The following is a 20,004-nucleotide window of genomic DNA, read 5'->3' as shown; positions in this document are numbered from 1 at the left end:
GCGGATTAAATCCATCAATTCTAATTACTCTATTTTTCGATTATACATAAACAATGTCTATCAATCGCATTTCGATCTATCACCTCGAAACGCTGCTCTGGATCGATCAGCTTGGCACCTTTTCGGCGGCCGCAGAGCGGCTCAACACGACGCAGCCCGCGGTGTCGGCGCGGATGCGCGAGCTGGAGCAGAGGCTGGGCACGACGCTGTTCCGCCGCGACGGACGGACGATGTCGCTGACCGCGGCGGGGCGCAAGCTGGTGCGCGATTGCGACCCGCTGCTTCGTGACATGCAGGTCGCGCTGCTCGGCAGCGGCGGCTTTGCCGAAGCGAGCGGCATCGTGCGGATCGGGGCGGGCGAGATTGCCGCAGCCAGCTGCCTGCCCGCCTTCGTCGCCGCGCTCAAGGCCGACATGCCGAACGTCGGGCTCGAGATCGAGATCGACCTGACGGCCAACCTCATCCAGCAACTGCTCACCGGCCGCACCGACATCGCCTTTGCCGCGGGTCCGATCGCGCATCCGGCGCTCAAGACGCAACCGATCGGCGAGGTCGCGCTGGTCTGGCTCGCGAGCCCGGCGGTCGCCGCCGCCTTCGGTCGCGGCGACAGCAGCCAGCCCGTCCCCGTCTGGTCGCTCGCCAGCCATTCGCCGATCCACGGCCGGATGCGCGACGCGATCCAGGCGTCGCGCATCGCGCAAAAATCGCTCAACCTCTGCAACAATGCGCGGACGATGATCGACATCGCCAAGGTCGGCGGCGGCATCGGCATCTTTCCCGAACCGATGGTCCGCGCCGAAATCGTCGGCGGCACGCTCACCCCGATCGCCGACATGCCGGCACTCGCGCCCGTCGAGTTCCACGTCGCAATGCGTGTTTCGGACACCGAACCGGTGCTCACCCGCATTTTCGACGAGGCGGCCAACCTCGATCTCGCGGAAGCGGCGGATTGAGCGGAACGGAGCGACGGAACCGGGAGTGGATATAGCCTCCCCTCCCTTTCAGGGAGGGGAATGGCTTAATTCCACCTCGAAGCCGACTTGACTTCGGAGCAGGCTGATACCGTCCGAAGCCCGATCAGGCCGCGAGTTGCGGGGTGAACAGCAAGCTCTGGCTGATCGCCGCGCGGACGGTATTTTCGCGGAACGGCTTCGAGATCAGGAAGGTTGGCTCGACGCGGTGGCCGGTGAGCAGGCGTTCGGGGAAAGCGGTGATGAAGATCGCCGGCACGGGCGCCCGCGCCAATATGTCCTGTACCGCGTCGATCCCCGACGATCCGTCGGCGAGCTGGATATCGGCGAGGACGAGGCCGGCATCGGTGGCCTCGAATGCCGCGACGGCATCCTCATGCGTGGTCGCGATGCCCGCGACGTCGTGACCAAGTCCGCGGACGATCGATTCGAGTTCCATTGCGATCAGCGGTTCGTCCTCGATGATCAGCACCGAAGTCCGCGATTCACGGTCGATTTCGCCCACCGCATCGGCGAGCAATGTTTCGACCGTGTCGTTGTCGGCGCCGGTAATGATCGCCGTTTCCTCGACCGAGAAGCCTTCGAGCGCGGTGAGGAGGAGCATCTGGCGGCCGAGCGGGGTGATCGCCGCGAGACGGCGGTTGGCGTTGCGGACGAGCATATCCTCTTCGTCGTCGCCTTCGCCGTCGTCGATATAGGCGCTTTCCCAGATGCGGTGGAAGTTGCGGTAGAGATCGATCCGCGTGCCGTTGCCGGCACTGAATTCGTCGGGCGCGGCGACGATCACCTCCAGCGTCGTGTGGACGAAATTGTCGCCATGCTGCTGGCTGCCGGTTAGTGCGCGCGCATAGCGGCGCAGGAACGGCAGGTGTCCGCGGATTTCTTCGCCCAATGTCATGATCGTCATGCTCCCTCTTGAACCATGCATACGCGGCGCGGGGGGAAGCGGTTCCCGTTTTTTGCTGCAACCAGTCGGTCCGCGATGCGTAGAGTCAGCCGGGACGCGACAAAGCAAAGCCGTAAGCGGATGGAAAGGTGCGACTTTCCTGCGTTTTTTGCCTTCAGGCTTTTTTAGGGACCAGATTCATGGCAGAGCGCCCCGGGGGACAAATTGGCGAAAAGCCGCCAAACGGCGCAGAGGGGCAAATCTTGGCAAATGCAGGGGAGGGCGATGCGACGCAGCGGGAGCGGCTGAGGCTCGATACCCTGCGCGAATATCGCCTGATGGATACCCCGCCCGAGCAGGCCTTCGACCGGGTGACCAAGCTCGTTGCCGACCTTTTCGATGCCCCGATCGCTCTCGTCTCGCTCGTCGATGACTGCCGCCAGTGGTTCAAGTCGGCCTATGGCCTCGACGTCGCGGAAACGTCGCGCGATATCAGTTTTTGCCAATATGTCGTCGCCGACGAACAGCCGCTGATCGTCACCGACGTGCTCGGCGACGCGCGGTTTCGCGATAATCCGCTGGTCACCGGCGACCCGTTCATCCGCTTCTATGCCGGCGTGCCGCTGCGTGCCTATAATGGCGCGGTGCTTGGAACCCTGTGCGTCATCGACCGCAAGGAACGCGCGATGCTGGGGCAGACGGAGCTCACCCGCCTCGAGGATTTCGCGGCGATCGTCATGGCCGAGGCCGACCTGCGCCGCACCGCGGCCGAGCGGGACGACGCCCGGCACATGCTCGAACGCGCGCTCGACTTTTCGGGCATCGCGACCTGGCAATATGATGCCCGCGACGGCAGGATCCGCTGGCGCGGCGCGGTGGCCGAACTCTGGGGCGGCGACTATCGCGAGGCGCTGACGACAATCGACGGCTTCTTCGAGCGATTGCACGCCGACGACCGCGAGCAGGTGCGCGCCATTCTGGAGGAATCGGTCGCGAGCGGCACCCCCTATGCGACCGAATATCGCATCGTCCATCCTGAACGCGGCGTGCGCTGGGTCGGCGTCCGCGGCGATTGGGACGTCCGCGCGGACGAGGCGCTGCTCACCGGGGTCAGCATCGATATCACCGAACAGAAGAGCCGGCAGGAAAATGCCAATCTGCTGATGCGCGAATTGCACCACCGGATGCGCAATCTCTTTGCGACGGTCAGCGCGATCATCTCGCTCACCCGCCATTCGGCGACCGACGTCGACGATTATGTCGAGCGGATCAGCAGCCGCCTCGACGCGCTCAACCGGGCGCAGAATGTGTTGCTCGGCGCGAATTTCATGACCGGGTCGATGCACGCGCTGATGCGCGAGGTCGAAGCGGCGTTTCCGCGCATCCGCTGGACCGGCCCCGACCTTCTGCTCCCCGAAAATGCCCTTGTCGCGATGGCCCTGCTGTTCAACGAGCTCGCGACCAACGCAGTCAAGCATGGCGCGCTGACCGGCGACGACGGGCGCGTCGAGGTGAGCTGGACGCAGGACGAGGAAGGCGCCGAGCCGCGGCTGTTCCGCCTCCACTGGTCCGAGACGGGCGGTATCGCGGAGGTCGTCGAACCAACCCGCACCAGCTTCGGCACCCTGCTGATTGAGCGCAGTGTGCGCAACAATCTGGGCGGCACGATCGAGCGGCGCTGGGAGCCCACCGGGCTGGTCGTCGATATTGCGCTCCCGGCAAAGTGGCGCGACGCCTAACCCAGGTTATTTTGTTCTTTCTTTGTTCCGTGCTAGGCATGGGGCATGTCGACCAAGCCGATTCTGGAAAAGCTCGCCGTGCTTGCGGACGCGGCCAAATATGACGCGTCGTGCGCGTCCTCGGGAACGGTGACGCGCGACTCGACGGGCACGAAAGGGATCGGTTCGACCGAGGGGATGGGCATTTGCCACAGCTATGCCCCCGACGGGCGGTGCATCTCGTTGCTCAAGATCCTGCTCACCAATTTCTGCATTTACGACTGCCGCTTTTGCATCAACCGCGCGTCGAGCAATGTCGAGCGGGCGCGCTTCAACCCGCAGGAGGTCGTGCGGCTGACGCTCGATTTCTACAAGCGCAATTATATCGAGGGGCTGTTCCTGTCGTCGGGGATCATCCGCTCCGAAGATTATACGATGGAGCAGCTCGTCGAGGTCGCGCGCATCTTGCGCGAAGAGCATCGGTTTCAGGGCTATATCCATTTGAAGACGATCGCGGGCGCGGACCCCGGGCTGATCGCGCTGGCGGGGCTTTACGCCGACCGGCTGTCGACCAATGTCGAGCTGCCGACCGAGGCCGGCCTGCAAAGTTTCGCGCCCGAGAAGAAATCCGCGACGATCCGCAAGACGATGGCATCGGTACGCGTCAGCGAATCCGACGCGATCGACGCGGCGAAGAGCCGGCTGATCGGCAAGGCGAAACCGCCGCGCTTCGCGCCCGCCGGCCAATCGACGCAGATGATCGTCGGCGCCGACGCGGCGCGCGACGACGATATCTTGCAGACCGCGACGAACCTCTATTCGGGCTACCAACTCCGCCGCGTCTATTATTCGGCGTACAGCCCGATCCCCGACGCGAGCAGCGACCTGCCGCCGGTGCGGCCGCCGCTGATGCGCGAGCACCGGCTGTATCAGGCCGACTGGCTGCTGCGCTTTTACGGTTTCGAGCGCGCCGAGATCATGGAGGGCGCGAGCGGCGGCATGCTCGATCTCGCGATCGATCCCAAGCTGGCGTGGGCGCTCCAGCGGCGCGAAGCTTTTCCGGTCGACATCAACCGCGCGCCGCGCGAAATGCTGCTGCGCGTGCCGGGGCTGGGGACGAAGGCGGTCGACCGGATCGTCGCGGCGCGGCGGCTGGGCAAGCTCAGGCTCGGCGATCTCGCCAAGCTGACGGCGTCGGTGAAGAAGTTGCTGCCCTTCATCATCACGCCCGACTGGCGGCCGGGCAAGCTCACCGACAGCGCCGACCTGCGCGCGCGCTTCGCGCCGCCGGCGGAACAACTGGCGCTGGCGCTGTGAGGGAAGTGGTCCTGACGGAGCCGGGCGATTTCGCCGAATGGCGGCGCGCGGCGCGCGGGCTGCTCGCAGGCGGCGTGGCGCCGGACGAGGTAAGCTGGCGCGGCAGCGCGGAGGGCGCGTCGCTGTTCGGCGATGCGGTTGCGGCGGCGCCCGCGGGCCGGCTCAGCCTGCCGCGCGCGCTGGTCGAGATCGCCGAACGCGTCATCTGTTACCGTGATCCCGAGGTGCCGGCGCGGCTTTACCGGCTTGTCTGGCGCGCGCTGCACGACCGGCAATTGCTCGCGCGCACGACCGACGCCGAGGTCGCCTGGCTGCGGGGCGCCGACAAGGCGATCCGCCGCGACGTCCACAAGATGCATGCCTTCGTCCGCTTCCGGCGGCTCGGCGAAGAAGCGGGCCGCGAAAGCTTTGCGGCGTGGTTCGAACCGTCGCATCGCATCTTGCGCCTCACCGCGCCTTTCTTTCAGCGCCGCTTTTACGGGATGGACTGGGCGATCCTGACCCCCGATGCGCGGGCGATCTGGCACGGCGAAAAGCTGAGCTATGGCCCCGGCGGGACGAGGGACGAGGTGCCCGACAGCGATGTCGTCGAAGACCAGTGGCGCACCTATTATGGCGCCATCTTCAATCCGGCGCGGGTGAAGATCGATGCGATGCGCGCCGAGATGCCGAAGAAATACTGGAAAAACCTGCCCGAAGCGCAGGATATCGCGCCGCTGCTCGCGGGCGCCGAAGCGCGGGTGGAACGCATGCGCGAGGCCGCCGTTTCCTTGGCGAACCCCCTGACCGACAAATGGCGGACGCGCGTGCCCGAAGAATTGCTCCTCGACGACGATGTGAAGACGCTGGACGACGTCGCGCGCGCGGTCGATCGCTGCACGCGCTGTCCGCTCTATTGCAACGCGACGCAGGGCGTGGCGGGCGAGGGGCCACAGACGGCGCGCATCATGCTCGTCGGCGAACAGCCGGGCGATCAGGAGGATCTGCAGGGGCGGCCCTTCGTGGGGCCGGCGGGGCTGGTGCTGAACGAGGCGCTGGAAGAAGCGGGGATCGACCGCACGCGATTGTTCCTGACCAATGCGGTCAAGCATTTCAAGTTCGAGCCGCGCGGCAAGCGGCGCCTGCACCAGAACCCGACGACGGGCGAAATCGATATCTGTCGCTGGTGGCTCGACAAGGAGCGCGCGCTGGTACAACCCGACCTGATCGTCACTTTGGGTGCGAGCGCGCTGCGGGGGGTGACGGGCAAGAGCGCGAGCATCAAGGCGATGCGCGGTGCGGTGCACGAACTGGCCGGGGGCACGAAGCTGATTGCAACGATCCATCCCTCCTTCCTGCTGCGCCTGCCCGACCGCGCGCGCGCCGCCGAGGAACGCGAGATGTTCGTTGCCGATCTGGCGCTGGCGCGGAAACTCGCGGCCTGATGGCAAAGGCGAAGACCTGGATCGAGCCGCATCCCGGCGGCATCTACGTCAAGCCCGCCGACCTGTGGATCGACCCCTCGCGCCCCGTCGCGCGCGCCGCGGTGACCCACGGTCACGCCGACCATGCGCGCAGCGGCCATGGCGCGGTGTTCGCCACGCCCGAGACGCTGGCGATCATGGCGCTGCGCTATGGTGTCGATGCCGAGGCGAGTCATAATCAGGCGTATGACTATGGCGACGGCTTCGAGCGCGGAGGGGTGCGCTTCAGCTTTCATCCCGCGGGACATGTGCTCGGCAGCGCGCAGATCTTGATGGAATATGCGGGCGAACGGATCGTCGTCACCGGCGACTATAAACGGCGGCCCGATCCGACCTGCGCGCCCTTCGAGGTCGTGCCGTGCGACATCTTCGTCACCGAGGCGACTTTCGGCCTGCCGGTGTTTCGCCACCCGCCAACGTCGGACGAGATCGCCAAGCTGATCGGCGCGGTGCGCGCCGAGCCTGACCGTTCGGTGCTCGTCGGCGCCTATGCGCTGGGCAAGGCGCAGCGCGTGATTGCCGAACTGCGCGGCGCGGGGTGGGATGCGCCGATCTATATCCACGGCGCACTCGAAAAGATGTGTCAGCTTTATGCGGTGCACGGCGTCGACCTCGGCGAACTGCGGCTGGTTTCGGAAACCGATAAGGCCGAGATGGCAGGGCAGATCGTCCTCGCGCCGCCCTCCGCGCTGAACGACCGCTGGTCGCGGCGGCTGCCCGATCCGGTGACGGCAATGGCATCGGGCTGGATGCGCGTCCGCCAGCGCGCGCGGCAGCGGATGGTCGAACTGCCGCTCGTCATTTCGGACCACGCCGACTGGGACGAACTGACCGCGACGATCGAGGAGGTGAACCCGAAGGAGAGCTGGATCACTCACGGCAGCGAGGACGGCCTGCTGCGCTGGTGCGAACTCGCCCAGCGCAAGGCGCGCGCGCTCCACCTTGTCGGCCGCGATCTGGAGGAAGAGGTGTGAAGCGCTTCGCGGCCCTGATCGACCGGCTGATCTATACGCGCTCGCGCAACAGCAAGCTCGCGCTGATCGTCGATTATCTGCGTCACACCCCCGATCCCGACCGCGGCTGGGCGATCGCGGCACTGACTGAGAGTCTCGATTTTCCGGCGGTGAAGGCGGGGACGGTGCGGGCGCTTCTCGCGACGCGGGTCGACGAGGAACTGTTCCGCCTGTCGCGCCATTTCGTCGGCGACACTGCCGAGACGGCGGCGCTGCTCTGGCCCGACGGGCCCGGGAAGAAGGCTGACCTCAGCGTGTCGGAAGCGGTCGACGCGCTCGCGGCGACCAGCCGCAGCGATGCGCCCGCGGTCGTCGCATCCTTGCTCGACCGGCTTGATGCCGACGGGCGCTATGCTTTGCTCAAGCTCGCGCTCGGCGGCATGCGCGTCGGGGTGTCGGCGCGGCTCGCCAAACAGGCGTTCGCGCAGGCGTTCGATGTGCCCGTCGACGATGTCGAGGAACTATGGCACGCAATCCCGCCGCCCTATGCGCCGCTGTTCGAGTGGGGCGAGGGAAGGGCGGAGCGGCCCGACCTCGCCGATGTCGCCTTCTTCCGCCCCTTCATGCTCGCGCATCCGCTCGAAGACCAGAGTGTGGACCTCAACGACTATGCCGTCGAGTGGAAATGGGACGGCATCCGCGTCCAGATCGTCCATGGCGGCGGCGAGACGCGAATCTATAGCCGCGGCGGCGAGGAGATCAGCGGGGCGTTCCCCGAACTGGTCGCTGCCTTCGATCAGGATGCCGTGATCGACGGCGAATTGCTCGTGCGCGGCGAGGTGCAGGGCGGCGAAGCCGCCAGCTTCAACGCGCTCCAGCAAAGGCTCGGGCGCAAGACGGTGTCGAAAAAGATGCTCGCCGATTACCCTGCCTTCGTGCGCGTCTATGACCTGCTCGGCGTCGATGGCGACGATTTGCGCGGCCTGCCGTGGACCGAGCGGCGGCGGCAATTGGAGGCCTTCGTCCCGCGCCTTGCGACCAGCCATTTCGACCTCTCGCAGGTGATCGAGGCGAAAGACTTCGACGACCTCGCCGAACGCCGCGCCGGCGCGCGCGATGCGGCGATCGAGGGGGTGATGCTCAAGCGGCGCGACGCGCCTTATGTGGCCGGGCGCCGCGCCGGGCTGTGGTACAAGTGGAAGCGCGACCCGCTGATCGCCGACTGCGTGATGATGTATGCGCAGCGCGGCAATGGACGCCGCGCCAGCTTCTATTCGGATTATACCTTCGGCTGCTGGTCGGACGCGGGCGAATTGCTGCCGGTGGGAAAGGCCTATTCGGGCTTCACCGACGAGGAATTGAAGTGGCTCGACAAGTTCGTCCGCGACAATACCCTCAATCGCTTCGGCCCGGTGCGCGAGGTCGAAAAGTCGCTGGTGCTCGAGGTTGCCTTCGATTCGATCCACGCATCGAAGCGCCACAAATCGGGGCTCGCGATGCGCTTTCCGCGCATCGCGCGCATCCGCCGCGACAAGCCCGCCGAAGAGGCCGACCGGATCGCGACGCTGCAGGCGATGGTGACATAGCCTCTTTTGCCTCGTCATCCCGGACTTGATCCGGGATCCATTCAAACCAGCGTTGCGCAAATGGATCCCGGATCAAGTCCGGGATGACGAAGGGGGTTTGCGTCGGCGGAGGCGAATAAATGGCAAAGCTATCGGTTATCCAAAGAAAAATTCCGCGTCACGACCTTGCAACCCGGCTAGGCGATCCCGAGTTTAACGCCGCAAACCCCTCAAAAACAAAATGGAGACTGTCATGACGATCGCCCATCCTCCTCTCCCCTATGCTCAGGACGCGCTGGAGCCGCATATTTCGGCCGACACGCTGGCGACGCATCATGGCAAGCATCACAAGGCCTATGTCGACAAGGTTAATGCCGCGATCGAAGGCACCGACCTCGCCGACAAGCCGCTCGAGGAGATCGTGCACCACGCCGAAGGGTCGGGCAACAAGGGCCTGTTCAACAATGCGGCGCAGTCTTGGAACCATGCTTTCTATTGGGAAAGCCTGAGCCCGTCGAAGACCGCGCCCGCGGGCGACCTTGCCGCCGCGATCGACCGCGATTTCGGTTCGCTCGACGAGCTCAAGAAGAAACTCAAGGAAACTGCGGTCAACCATTTCGCCTCGGGCTGGGCGTGGCTCGTCTCGCGCGACGGCACGCTGTCGGTCACCGACACGCACGATGCGGGCACCGAACTGACCGCGGGCATCAAGCCGCTCGTCGTCATCGACGTGTGGGAGCATGCCTATTATATCGACCGCAAGAACCTGCGTCCGGCCTATGTCGACGCGGTGGTCGACGAATTGCTGAACTGGGATTTCGCCGCGGAAAATTTCGCGCGCGACACCACCTGGACCTATCCGGCTTAAGTATTGAATAGTCGTCATCCCGGCGAAGGCCGGGATCTCATCGTTGCGTAGTGACGCGCGGTCGAGATCCCGGCCTTCGCCGGGATGACGCTATGCCGTAACGAAAATTGGCCCGCGCGGCCTATCCCGATGGTCGCGATCCGCCTATAGGGCCGGCATGACGATCAGCCTGTTCGAACTCTTCAAAATCGGTGTCGGTCCCTCCAGCTCGCATACGGTCGGGCCGATGGTCGCGGCGCGGCGTTTCACCGTCTGGCTCGACGAGCAGGCGCTGCTCACGAAGACCGTGCATGTCGAGGCCGACCTTTACGGGTCGCTCGCGCTGACGGGGAAGGGGCACGCCGCCGACACCGCGGTGGTCGCGGGGCTGGCGGGCGAAATCCCCGCCTCGACCAGCCTTGCCGCGATCAAGGCGCATTGGGACCGTGCCGAGAGCGAGGGCTTTCTCTATCTGCTCGGGCGCCAGCGCGTGCGCTTCCAGCCGAAGCGCGACCTGCATTTCCAGATGCGCCAGCGCCAGCCGTTCCACAGCAATGCCTTGAGCTTCACCGCCCGCGATAGCGACGGCGAAATCCTGGCGAAACGCATGTATTTCTCGATCGGTGGCGGCTTCGTCGTCGACGAGGACGAGGCGGGGCGCAACAGCCGCGGCGCCGAGGACGAGGTCGAGCTGCCCTTCGCCTTCACCTCGGGCGCCGACCTCATGGAAATGGGCGCGGCATCGGGCAAGAGCTTCGCCGAGATGATGCTCGAGAATGAACTCGCGCACCGCAGCCTCGACGAGGTGAACGCCGGGCTCGACGCGATCGCGGCGGCGATGGACGCCTCGATCGACGCCGGCTGTTGCAGCACCGGGATTCTGCCGGGAGGCCTCAAGGTCAGGCGCCGCGCGCCGCAGATCGCCGACGATATCCGGAGCCGCCACGAAACCAATCTGATCGACCCGCTCGCGATGATGGACTGGATCAACCTGTGGGCGATGGCGGTGAACGAGGAAAATGCCGCGGGCGGCAAGGTCGTCACCGCACCGACCAACGGCGCGGCAGGGATCATCCCTGCGGTGATCCGCTTCTACCGCCGCGGCTATCGCGGCGACGCCGCCGGGGTGCGCACTTTCCTGCTCGCGGCGGGGGCGGTCGGCGCCTTGTATAAGCGCAACGCCAGCATCTCGGGCGCCGAGGTCGGCTGCCAGGGCGAAGTCGGCGTCGCCTGTTCGATGGCGGCGGCGGGGCTGACCGCCGCGCTCGGCGGCACCAATGCGCAGGTCGAGAATGCCGCCGAGATCGGCATGGAGCATAACCTCGGCCTCACCTGCGATCCCATTGGCGGGCTGGTGCAGATCCCGTGCATCGAGCGCAACGCGATGGGCGCGATCAAGGCGATCGATGCTAGCCGCATCGCGATGATCGGCGACGGCACGCATGTCGTCAGCCTCGACACGGTGATCGCGACGATGCTGCAAACGGGCCGCGACATGCGCGATAAATATAAGGAAACGTCGAAGGGCGGGCTGGCGGTTAGCGTGGTGGAGTGTTGAACGTAGAATTGTGGCCGCCTGTACGCATGGCCCGGCAAGCGAAATTGAGTTTCTAACTTTTCTTCTCGAATGGTCGCGTCAAATTATGGGCCTCGGCGTATGCGGTTAGGAGATCGAGCAAGTTGTCGGGATCTTCGTAAAATGCTTTGTCGAGCTCGTCTATTAGCGCTTCGCGTTTTGCGGGAAGGAAAGACCATCGGCGGGCCTTTTTCATGATGTCCCAGCGTTCGGCTCGGTCTTCCGGGGGAAGCGATTTTCCGAAAAAGACGTCGGACGCCTTCTGTGCGATTTCGAGCGAATTGTAAGCGCCTATCTCGGACAAACCGGAAATCGCGTCTTTGTAATATCTGCCGGAACTGTTTGAAAAATACTGATCAAAGCCGCCATTATAAACCTCACCTTCTAGAAGGCAGACCGAGAAATATAGTCTTTCTTCCGGCGTAAGGGTGGAAAGATTCGGCTCATTCGACGATTTTTTTACTAAAGATTTCCAAAGCTCTTGCACGGGGTCGTACTCCCGTAATGAGGCATAGTAAGCTCGGGATTTTTCGATATCCGCTCTAATGCCCTGTTTGCAGGCCATGCAAATGCCGCCTGTGTTCTCGGCAGTAACGGGCAATATCAGCGCGCCGCAGTCCTTACAGGGTATCTTTTCCATTCGCTCCATCCTGCAGACGCCGTTTTCGGTATGCAAGATATAATCGCCCATTAGGACGCCCCAGTCCGCGACAACGCACCGGGCAATTCCTCGCGCAGCTTATCGATCAACAGCCGCACCTTCGGCAGCAAATGCCGCCGCTGCGGATAGACCGCCCAGATCGGTTCCTCCTGCGGGCGGAGCGGGTCGAGGAGCGAGACGAGCGCGCCGCTTTGCAGATGCGGCATCACATAGAAATCGGGAAGCTGGCAGACGCCGTGGCCCGCGAGCGCTGCTTCGGTGACCGCGGTGCCGCTGTTGCAGCGCCAGCGGCCCGCGGGGCGGTGGGTGATTTCCTTGCCCTGCGCGCGGAAATGCCAGGCGGGGGCGGTGCCGAGCAGGCATTCGTGGCGCGCGAGGTCGTCGATCGATGTCGGGGTTCCGGCGCGCGCGAGATAGGCGGGGGCGGCGCAGAGATGGAGGCTGCGCGAGGCGATGCGCGTCGCGACCAGCCCCGAGTCCGGCAGCGTGCCGGTGCGGATCGCGAGGTCGAACCCCTCCGCGAGCAAATCGACGACGCGGTTGGTGAGTTCGAGCGTCACCGTCACGTCGGGAAAGGCGAAGGCATAGTCGCGCGCGATCTGCGCGACGAAACGTTCGCCCATCGCGATCGAGCAGGTCATCCGCACCTCACCGCGCGGCGCGCCGTCGTCGCTGACCGCCGACAGCGCGTCGTTGCGCGCGGCGATGAGGCTGCGGAATTGCTCGATCAGCGTGCGGCCCGCGGGGGTGGGGACGACGCGGCGCGTCGTGCGCACGAAGATCTGCGCGCCGATGCGGTTTTCGAGGCGGATCACAGCGCGGCTGATGTGCGAGGTCGAGGTGCCGAGCCGCGCCGCCGCGGCGACGAAGCTGCCCGCGTCGGCGATCGCGACGATCTCGTCGATGCCCTCCCATGCGCCCATTATCTCACCTTTGGGATAATATATTGCCGATTGGCCCCTTTATCGCGCTTTGGATCGGTGTACAGCGGGCACAATCAAATTCTCGCCAAACCCCATCCGCAAGGAGTGCTCCCCATGAAGACCCGCGCCGCCGTTGCGTTCGAAGCGAAGAAGCCGCTCGAAATCGTCGAACTCGACCTCGAAGGCCCGAAGGCGGGCGAGGTGCTGGTCGAGATTATGGCGACGGGAATCTGCCACACCGACGCGTACACGCTCGACGGCTTCGACAGCGAGGGCATCTTTCCGAGCGTGCTGGGGCATGAGGGCGCGGGCGTCGTGCGCGAAGTCGGCGCGGGCGTCACCAGCGTCAAGCCCGGCGACCATGTGATCCCGCTCTACACCCCCGAATGCCGCCAGTGCAAAAGCTGCCTCAGCGGCAAGACCAACCTCTGCACCGCGATCCGCGCCACGCAGGGCAAGGGCTTGATGCCCGACGGCACGACGCGCTTTTCGTACAACGGCCAGCCGATCTTCCACTATATGGGCTGCTCGACCTTTTCGAACTTCACCGTGCTGCCCGAGATCGCGGTTGCAAAGATCCGTGAGGACGCGCCGTTCCAGTCGAGCTGCTACATCGGCTGCGGCGTGACCACCGGCGTCGGCGCAGTCATCAACACCGCGAAGGTCCAGGTCGGCGACAATGTCGTCGTCTTCGGGCTCGGCGGCATCGGGCTCAACGTGATCCAGGGCGCGCGGCTCGCCGGCGCGGACAAGATCATCGGCGTCGACATCAACCCCGACCGCGAGGAATGGGGCCGCAAGTTCGGCATGACCGACTTCCTTAACTCGAAGGGCATGAGCCGCGAGGATGTCGTCGCGATGATCGTCGCGATGACCGACGGCGGCGCGGACTATACCTTCGACGCGACGGGCAATACCGAAGTGATGCGCATTGCATTGGAAGCCTGCCACCGCGGCTGGGGTACCTCAATCATCATCGGCGTCGCCGAAGCGGGCAAGGAGATCGCGACGCGCCCGTTCCAGCTGGTCACCGGGCGCAACTGGCGCGGCACCGCGTTCGGCGGCGCCAAGGGCCGCACCGACGTGCCGAAGATCGTCGACATGTACATGACCGGCAAGATCGAGATCGACCCGATGATCACCCACGTCATGGGGCTCGAAGAGATCAACAAGGGCTTCGACCTGATGCATGCCGGCGAGAGCATTCGCAGCGTCGTCGTTTTCTGACGATTTCGCCTTCCCGCGACGCCCGTCTTCCGCCATGCGCCTCGGCGGAAGACGGGTGAGGGAGTGATGATGTGACCGGACCTTATGTCCTGACGTTCAGCTGTGTCGATGCGGTGGGCATCGTGGCCGCCGTGACGGGGCTGCTCGCGGAGCGCGACGGCTTCATCCTCGACAGCCAGCAATATGCCGACCTCGATTCGGGGCGCTTTTTCATGCGCGTCGAGTTTCGCGGCGCGGGCGAGCGTTTTCCCGCCGACTTTGCGGGGGTGCAGGCGGCGTTCGCGCCGGTCATCGCGCGCTTCGCGATGGACGCGCGGCTGAGCGATGCGGCGGTCAAGCCGCGCTTCGTGATCGCCGTGTCGCAGGGCAGCCATTGTCTCAACGACCTGCTCCACCGCTGGTCGACGGGCAACCTCGCGATCGATATCGTCGGCGTCGTGTCGAACCACGAGGCGCAGCGGCGGCTGTCCGAATGGCATGGCGTGCCGTTCCACTACCTGCCGGTCAGCGACGCGAACCGGGCGGACCAGGAGGCGGCGATCCTCGACATTATGGCACGCGGCGGGGCGGAATATCTGGTGTTGGCGCGCTACATGCAGGTGCTGTCGCAGGATCTGTCGAGCAAGCTGTCGGGGCGCTGCATCAACATTCATCACAGCTTCCTGCCGGGCTTCAAGGGCGCGAAACCCTATCACCGGGCGCAGGAGCGCGGGGTCAAGCTGATCGGTGCGACGGCTCATTTCGTGACGAGCGACCTCGACGAGGGGCCGATCATCGAACAGGCGGTCGAGCGCGTCGATCATCGCGACGGCGTCGACGAACTCATCCGCATCGGCCGCGATACCGAGGCGCAGGTGCTGGCCCGCGCGGTGCGCTGGGTCGCCGAACAACGGGTTTTGATCGACGGCCGCAAGACCGTGGTCTTCCGTTAGGCACGCGGGCAGGATAGGTTCCGATTCGCAACCAAAACCGGAGGAGCAAAGGCGATGTACAGTCACAATATGGTCGGGGCGAACGACCTCGAAGCCGCGAAGAAATTCTATGATGCGACCTTCCAGGCGATCGGCGGCAAGCCGGCGATCCAGGACGACAAGGGACGCCTGATCTATATGCACAATGGCGGGCTGTTCCTCGTCGGCACGCCGATCGACGGCGAACCGGCAACGGTCGGCAATGGCTGCACGATCGGCTTTGCGATGGAAGGGCCCGAGCAGGCGAAGGCCTGGCACGATGCGGGCGTCGCCAACGGCGGCACCTCGATCGAAGATCCGCCGGGCATCCGCGAAGGCGGGTTCGGCCAGCTCTATCTCGCTTATCTGCGCGATCCGTCGGGCAACAAGCTGTGCGCGCTGCACCGCGTCGTTTGAGGTAATGGAATGATGCGTGGCGAAGCGGGATTGCGATCCGACCTTCAATCGCTTGCGATCCCCTTCGTCGAGCTTGAGCATAAGCCGCTGTTCACCGTGGCCGACAGCGAAGAACTTTATGGCGTCATGGCCGGGGCGCACACCAAAAACCTGTTCCTGAAGGATGCCGGCGGCGCCTTTTGGCTGGTGACCGTCGCGTCCGACGCGCGCGTCGACCTGAAGGCGCTGCCCGCGGCGATCGGCAGCAAGCGCGTCAGCTTCGGCAAGGCCGAGGATATGGAACGGCTGCTCGGCATCGCGCCCGGGTCGGTGACGCCGATGGCCGCGATCAACGCGCCGCCGGGAAGCATCACCGTCGTGCTCGATGCGACGTTGGCGCTGGCCGGACAGGTCAATGTCCACCCGCTCCGCAACACCGCGACGCTCGGCCTCCCGGGCGCGGCGATCCTCGATCTGCTGCGTCACTGGGGCCATGACCCGCTCGTCGCACCTATCCCCATGCAGGAAGTCCCATGACCATCGAAACTCTCTCGACCAACCGCAGCCACGGCGGCACGCAGGGCGTGTACAAGCACAAGAGCACGACGACCGGCACCGACATGACCTTTGCGGTCTTCGTCCCCGACCATGAAAAGGGTGCGAAGCTGCCGGTGCTCTGGTATCTGTCGGGGCTGACCTGCACCCACGCCAATGTGATGGAAAAGGGCGAATATCGCGCCGCCTGCGCCGAACATGGCATCATCTTCGTCGCGCCCGATACCAGCCCGCGTGGCGAGGGCGTGCCCGACGATCCCGAAGCGGCGTGGGATTTCGGGCTGGGCGCCGGTTTCTACGTCGATGCGACCGAGGAACCCTGGGCCGCCAATTATCGCATGCGCAGCTATGTCGAGGACGAGCTGCCGTCGCTGGTGCTGCGCGAATTCGCTGCGGCCGACATGACGCGGCAGGGGATCACCGGCCATTCGATGGGCGGGCACGGCGCGCTGACCGTCGCCTTGCGCACCCCCGACCGTTTCAAGTCAGTGTCGGCCTTTTCGCCGATCGTCGCGCCGCTGCAATGCCCGTGGGGCGAAAAGGCGCTGGGCAACTATCTTGGCGATGACCGCGAAGCGTGGCGCGTTTACGATGCCTGCGCGCTGATCGAGAGCGGGGCGCGGGTGCCCGACCTGCTCGTCGATCAGGGCGACGCCGACAATTTCCTTGCCGAACAACTGAAGACCGAACTGCTGGTCGAGGCGTGCGAGCGTGCGGGGCAGAAGGTCGAAATCCGCATGCAGCCGGGGTACGACCACAGCTATTATTTCATCTCGACCTTCCTTGGCGAGCATGTCGCCTGGCATGCGGCGCGGTTGAAGGCGTAAACTGGCCAATAATTCCCGTTCGCATCGAGCGAAGTCGAGATGCCGTGAGCGCGCGCGGGGCCGATGGGCGTCTCGACTTCGCTCGACGCGAACGGGTCAGGGTTGTTCCGGAATCAGCAACGTTGACCCCGTCGTCCGTCCGGCCTGCAGATCGGCATGCGCACGCGCTGCATCCTCGAGCGAATAGCGCTGGCCGATGGTGACCTTCACCGCGCCCGAGCCGATCATCTCAAACACCCGGTCGGCACCCGCGGCACGTTCGCCGGGCAGGTGGTAATAGTCGAACAGCGTCGGCCGGGTGACGAACTGTGAGCCGTGCTGGGCGAGGATGCCGAGGTTGACGCCGGTCACCGGGCCGCCGGCATTGCCATAGCTGACGATCAGCCCGCGCCGCGCGGTGGCTTTCAGCGACACATCCCACGTCGCCATGCCGATGCCGTCGAAGGTCACGGGAACGCCCTGACCATCGGTGATCTCGCGAACATGCGCCGCGACATCGTCGCTTTTGTACATCAGCACATGGTCGGCGCCGGCTTCGCGCGCAGCATGCGCCTTGGCTTCGGTGCTGACGGTGCCGATCACCGTGGCGCCGACGGCTTTCAGCCACTGGACGAGGATCAGCCCGACGCCACCGGCGGCGGCGTGGACGAGGACCGGCCAGCCCGCCTCGACCTTGGCGCAGCGTTCGACGAGCATCTCGACCGTGCACGCCTTGAGCAGCGCGGCGGCCGCGGTTTCGTCGTCGATGGTCGCGGGCAGCTTGAACAGCGAGGCCGCGCCGACAATCCGCGCGCTGGCATAGGCGGAGCGTTCGGGACCGAAGGTCGCGGCGCGGTCGCCGGGCCGGAGGCCATGGACGCCTTCGCCGACCGCAACGATCTCGCCCGCCGATTCGACCCCGAGGCCGCTCGGCAGCGGAACGGGGTAAGTGCCGTCGCGGTGATAGGTGTCGAGATAGTTGAGCCCGACCGCCGTCTGGCGGAGCAGCACCTGCCCGGGACCGGGCGCGCCGAGCGTGACCTCGCGCCAGTCGATGACCTCGGGTCCGCCTTGGCTTTCGATAAAGGCTTCGATCGCTTTCATGCGCGCGCTCCTGCTGTCCGGTCCATCTGGTGGGCCGGGCAGGGGAGCGCAAGGGTTACGCGATGAAAGCCCCTCCCCGAAGGGAGGAGGCGATATACTGCCTTATTTCGGACGGCGCGGGCTGCGCTGGCCGTAGGGCTTGGGTTTGTAGCGTTCGTTGCCGCCCGGGCCGCCCGGGCCGCCGGGGCCACGCGGCCCGCGCGGGCCGGAACGGTCACCGCCCGGCGCCCGGCCCAGTGTGCTTCGCGGGGCGCCATCGCGTCCACCCTTCTCGCGGCGCGGCGGATAGGTGGGGCCGTCGGGTGCGGGGGTGATCGCGACGCCGCTGTCGTCCTCGCCATCGGCGTTGGCGCTGCGCTGCACGGCTTCCATGAAACGGTCGGCGATGCCGCGCGGAATGTTGAACATCGTTTCCCTGGGACCGATGCGGATCGCGCCGATCTCGTTCTTGCTCACATGGCCGCGGCGACACAGCAGCGGCAGGATCCAGCGCGGATCGGCATTCTGGTGGCGGCCGATGTTGAGGCGGAACCAGACGCTGTCCTCGAAGCCTTCGCGGCGGTCGGCGCTGCCGCGTTCGGGGCGTTCGAACCGCTCACCGCGGTCGCTGCGTTCGGGCCGGTCGCGGCCGCGCGGGCCGTTGTCGAGCAGATCCTCGGGCGGCGGCATCAGTGCACGGTGCGCGCGGACGAGCGAGGCGGCGATATCTTCGGCGCTGCGCTCGGCCATCAGGCGCTCGGCAAGTTCGAGATCTTCGGGCTCGTGTTCGACCGGGGCGAGCAGTTTCTCGATCAGCCGTTCCTGATCCTTCTGCCGGACGTCGGCGGCCGTCGGGGCTTCCATCCACTCGGCGTTGATGCGCGCGCCGCGCAGCATCCCGTCGACGCGGCGGCGGCGGGGATAGGGGACGATGAGTACCGCTGTGCCCTTTTTGCCGGCGCGGCCGGTGCGGCCCGACCGGTGCTGGAGCGCTTCGGCGTCGCGCGGGATTTCGACATGGATGACGAGGCTGAGCGTCGGCAGATCGATGCCGCGTGCCGCGACGTCGGTCGCGACACAGACACGCGCGCGGCGATCGCGCAGCGCCTGCAACGCCTGGTTGCGCTCGTTCTGGCTATGCTCTCCCGACAGCGCGACCGCGGCAAAACCTCGCTCGACGAGGCTGGCGTGGAGGCGGCGGACATTGTCGCGCGTTGCGCAGAACAGCATCGCGGTTTCGGCTTCGTGCAGGCGGAGCAGGTTGATGACGGCGCCCTCGATGTCGGCGGGGGCGACGGTTACGACCTGATAGGTGATATCGCCATGGCCGCGATCTTCGCCGACGGTCGAGATGCGCAGCGCATCGCGCTGGTAGCGTTTGGCGAGCTGGACAATCGGCTTCGGAAGCGTCGCCGAGAATAACAGCGTGCGGCGCGTTTCCGGGGTGCCGTCGAGGATTTCCTCGAGGTCGTCGCGAAAGCCCATGTCGAGCATCTCGTCGGCCTCGTCGAGCACCGCGACGCGCAGCGCCGTGAGGTCGAGCGCGCCGCGTTCGAGATGGTCGCGCAGGCGGCCCGGCGTACCGACGACGATCTGCACGCCCTGATTCAGCGCGCGGCGTTCCTTGCTGGCGTCCATGCCGCCGACGCAGGTCGCGATGCGCGCGCCGGCTTTGCCATAGAGCCAGCCGAGTTCGCGGCTGACCTGCAAGGCCAGCTCGCGCGTCGGTGCGACGATCAGCGCGAGCGGCGAGGTGGCGAAGGGGAGGCGGCCATCCTCGATGAGCTGATCGGCCATCGCGAGGCCGAAGGCGACGGTCTTGCCCGAGCCGGTCTGCGCGGAGACGAGCAGGTCGCGGTCCTTGGCCTCGGCTTCGGTGACATGCGTCTGGACGGGGGTGAGCGCTTCATAGCCGCGCGCGGTGAGGGCGTCCGCAAGGACGGGCGAGAGGTGTTCGAAAGGCATTTTGTTCTTCTTATCCTGTGCGGCAAAGTCGCCGTCGTTTGGTTCTTCGCCGCCCGGGATTCGATTCAGGTCTGATGCCCGAGTCCGAACAATTGGGTCGTGGATGCTGAAACCTGTCCAGCATGACGAGGAATTATCTGGG

18 protein-coding genes are annotated in these 20,004 nt (G+C 65.6%); 13 read left to right on the top strand and 5 right to left on the bottom strand.

What is annotated here, in order from left to right; translation table 11 throughout:
* Positions 1–53 precede the first annotated feature (53 nt).
* Positions 54–953, top strand: coding sequence for a LysR family transcriptional regulator (locus AN936_RS15975; RefSeq protein WP_054588973.1), 900 nt, complete (start codon positions 54–56; stop codon positions 951–953).
* 124 nt (positions 954–1,077) lie between these two features.
* Here AN936_RS15975 and AN936_RS15970 read toward each other — a convergent pair whose 3' ends face one another.
* Positions 1,078–1,869: a response regulator gene (locus tag AN936_RS15970; protein ID WP_054590346.1), complete on the bottom strand. Its 792-nt coding sequence runs from the start codon at positions 1,867–1,869 to the stop codon at positions 1,078–1,080.
* Positions 1,870–2,120: 251 nt separating this feature from the next.
* On the opposite strand from AN936_RS15970, the gene AN936_RS25830 reads away from it, so the two are divergent.
* The 7 genes from AN936_RS25830 to AN936_RS15935 all read left to right on the top strand — a co-directional run bounded on the left by AN936_RS25830 (position 2,121) and on the right by AN936_RS15935 (position 11,278).
* Complete coding sequence (locus tag AN936_RS25830) at positions 2,121–3,596, top strand: sensor histidine kinase (RefSeq protein WP_269465187.1); 1,476 nt, start codon at positions 2,121–2,123, stop codon at positions 3,594–3,596.
* 45 nt (positions 3,597–3,641) lie between these two features.
* Positions 3,642–4,892 (top strand): putative DNA modification/repair radical SAM protein, encoded by a 1,251-nt coding sequence (locus AN936_RS15960; RefSeq protein ID WP_054588972.1) that lies wholly within the window; start codon positions 3,642–3,644, stop codon positions 4,890–4,892.
* On the top strand, positions 4,889–6,316 hold the full coding sequence (locus AN936_RS15955) for a UdgX family uracil-DNA binding protein (RefSeq protein ID WP_054588971.1): 1,428 nt from the start codon (positions 4,889–4,891) through the stop codon (positions 6,314–6,316). The genes AN936_RS15960 and AN936_RS15955 overlap by 4 nt, the downstream gene beginning before the upstream one ends.
* The gene (locus tag AN936_RS15950; protein ID WP_054588970.1) at positions 6,316–7,329 is read left to right on the top strand and encodes a ligase-associated DNA damage response exonuclease; all 1,014 of its coding nucleotides are present in this window, start codon (positions 6,316–6,318) and stop codon (positions 7,327–7,329) included. The genes AN936_RS15955 and AN936_RS15950 overlap by 1 nt, the downstream gene beginning before the upstream one ends.
* The gene (locus AN936_RS15945) at positions 7,326–8,894 is read left to right on the top strand and encodes a cisplatin damage response ATP-dependent DNA ligase (RefSeq protein WP_054588969.1); all 1,569 of its coding nucleotides are present in this window, start codon (positions 7,326–7,328) and stop codon (positions 8,892–8,894) included. Before AN936_RS15950 ends, AN936_RS15945 begins: the two co-directional genes overlap by 4 nt.
* Before the next feature lie 232 nt (positions 8,895–9,126).
* A complete protein-coding gene (locus tag AN936_RS15940; RefSeq protein ID WP_054590344.1) occupies positions 9,127–9,741 on the top strand; it encodes a superoxide dismutase in 615 nt (204 codons plus the stop codon).
* A gap of 157 nt (positions 9,742–9,898) precedes the next feature.
* Positions 9,899–11,278 carry an L-serine ammonia-lyase gene (locus tag AN936_RS15935; protein ID WP_054588968.1) on the top strand — a complete coding sequence of 460 codons (1,380 nt, stop codon included), beginning with the start codon at positions 9,899–9,901 and terminating at the stop codon, positions 11,276–11,278.
* Positions 11,279–11,330: 52 nt separating this feature from the next.
* On the opposite strand, the gene AN936_RS15930 is transcribed toward AN936_RS15935, so the two are convergent.
* Complete coding sequence (locus tag AN936_RS15930) at positions 11,331–11,987, bottom strand: DMP19 family protein (protein ID WP_234715599.1); 657 nt, start codon at positions 11,985–11,987, stop codon at positions 11,331–11,333.
* The gene (locus AN936_RS15925; RefSeq protein WP_054588967.1) at positions 11,987–12,880 is read right to left on the bottom strand and encodes a LysR family transcriptional regulator; all 894 of its coding nucleotides are present in this window, start codon (positions 12,878–12,880) and stop codon (positions 11,987–11,989) included. Before AN936_RS15925 ends, AN936_RS15930 begins: the two co-directional genes overlap by 1 nt.
* A 114-nt stretch (positions 12,881–12,994) precedes the next feature.
* On the opposite strand from AN936_RS15925, the gene AN936_RS15920 reads away from it, so the two are divergent.
* The 5 genes from AN936_RS15920 to fghA all read left to right on the top strand — a co-directional run bounded on the left by AN936_RS15920 (position 12,995) and on the right by fghA (position 16,835).
* Positions 12,995–14,107 (top strand): S-(hydroxymethyl)glutathione dehydrogenase/class III alcohol dehydrogenase, encoded by a 1,113-nt coding sequence (locus AN936_RS15920; protein WP_054588966.1) that lies wholly within the window; start codon positions 12,995–12,997, stop codon positions 14,105–14,107.
* A 71-nt stretch (positions 14,108–14,178) separates the two neighbouring features.
* Positions 14,179–15,039, top strand: a complete 861-nt coding sequence (gene purU, locus AN936_RS15915) for a formyltetrahydrofolate deformylase (protein ID WP_054588965.1) — start codon at positions 14,179–14,181, stop codon at positions 15,037–15,039.
* Positions 15,040–15,093: 54 nt separating this feature from the next.
* The gene (locus tag AN936_RS15910; RefSeq protein ID WP_054588964.1) at positions 15,094–15,474 is read left to right on the top strand and encodes a VOC family protein; all 381 of its coding nucleotides are present in this window, start codon (positions 15,094–15,096) and stop codon (positions 15,472–15,474) included.
* A 9-nt stretch (positions 15,475–15,483) separates the two neighbouring features.
* Positions 15,484–15,990, top strand: a complete 507-nt coding sequence (locus tag AN936_RS15905; RefSeq protein WP_234715598.1) for a prolyl-tRNA synthetase associated domain-containing protein — start codon at positions 15,484–15,486, stop codon at positions 15,988–15,990.
* Positions 15,987–16,835 carry an S-formylglutathione hydrolase gene (fghA, locus tag AN936_RS15900; protein WP_054588963.1) on the top strand — a complete coding sequence of 283 codons (849 nt, stop codon included), beginning with the start codon at positions 15,987–15,989 and terminating at the stop codon, positions 16,833–16,835. Before AN936_RS15905 ends, fghA begins: the two co-directional genes overlap by 4 nt.
* Positions 16,836–16,931: 96 nt before the next feature.
* Here fghA and AN936_RS15895 read toward each other — a convergent pair whose 3' ends face one another.
* On the bottom strand, positions 16,932–17,918 hold the full coding sequence (locus tag AN936_RS15895) for a quinone oxidoreductase family protein (RefSeq protein ID WP_054588962.1): 987 nt from the start codon (positions 17,916–17,918) through the stop codon (positions 16,932–16,934).
* A gap of 102 nt (positions 17,919–18,020) precedes the next feature.
* Positions 18,021–19,862, bottom strand: coding sequence for a DEAD/DEAH box helicase (locus AN936_RS15890; protein ID WP_054588961.1), 1,842 nt, complete (start codon positions 19,860–19,862; stop codon positions 18,021–18,023).
* Between the last annotated feature and the right edge of the window lie 142 nt (positions 19,863–20,004).

It is taken from the genome of Sphingopyxis macrogoltabida (assembly GCF_001307295.1).
GTDB lineage: Bacteria > Pseudomonadota > Alphaproteobacteria > Sphingomonadales > Sphingomonadaceae > Sphingopyxis > Sphingopyxis macrogoltabida_B.
Note: the sequence above shows the minus strand (reverse complement) of the source record. Positions and strands in the feature narration are given on the sequence as shown.